The sequence below is a fragment of the Bacillus sp. P4_D3 genome (genome assembly GCF_056401855.1).
In genome coordinates this window covers 1-812 of record NZ_JBFUIN010001106.1, presented here as the reverse complement: position 1 = coordinate 812, position 812 = coordinate 1, and the positions used below count along the sequence as shown (strand labels likewise).

The following is an 812-nucleotide window of genomic DNA, read 5'->3' as shown; positions in this document are numbered from 1 at the left end:
ATTAATAAGAGCGTATATTAATAAGATTGGAACTCTCTGTGTTTTTTCTTGTTTTGGAATGTAACGATAAAGCTTCGTTTTATTCTTCGTCCAAATAACCTCTTTCGGCGTTAAACCAACTTGTGGTTCTGGTTCGCGTAATAAAACTTCGCTCGCTCTTTTCACACGGCGATATGCTTTACGATATTCTTCTGGGTACAACTCCAATTGCTTTTCCCATTCCGTTACGAATGTAGTCATTTTTTCTATCTCCTTTTTGGTCAATTTCTTTCTAAAAAAAGAAGTGCATTCCTGCTATGGATATGCACTTTTTTTCTTACTTCATTACATGTATAATCCGCCGTTAATGTTTAATTGCTGACCTGTGATATACGCACCGTCACGGCATAGATATACTACACCTTTTGCAATTTCATCAGCTTGACCAAAACGTTTTTTCGGGATTTTCGCAACGATTTTTTGACGCACTTCTTCTGGTACTTCTGCTACCATTTCAGTATCAATAAATCCTGGGCAAATTGCGTTTACAGTTACATTTGTTCTTGCAAGCTCTAACGCTAATGATTTTGTAAATCCTAACATACCTGCTTTTGCTGCTGAGTAGTTTGTTTGTCCAAATCCACCTGCTTGGCCAATAATAGACGAAATACTAATGATTCTACCTTCTTCTGCTTCCGATATGTATGGAAGTACAGCGCTTGTCGTATTAAATACACTGCTTAAGTTCACGTCAATTACGCGCTCCCAATCTTCACGATTTAACTTTTTGAATGTACGATCTCTTGTAATACCAGCATTATTAACAAGGATAT

The 812-nt window shown here is 36.9% G+C and carries 1 protein-coding gene and 1 pseudogene; both read right to left on the bottom strand.

Annotated elements, in window-relative coordinates:
• Positions 1 to 240, bottom strand: a pseudogene (locus AC1DTM_RS29595) (class III poly(R)-hydroxyalkanoic acid synthase subunit PhaC); the annotation flags it as partial.
• 84 nt (positions 241 to 324) lie between these two features.
• The coding region (locus AC1DTM_RS29590; protein ID WP_477001604.1) for an SDR family oxidoreductase at positions 325 to 812 on the bottom strand (488 nt) is incomplete at its 5' end.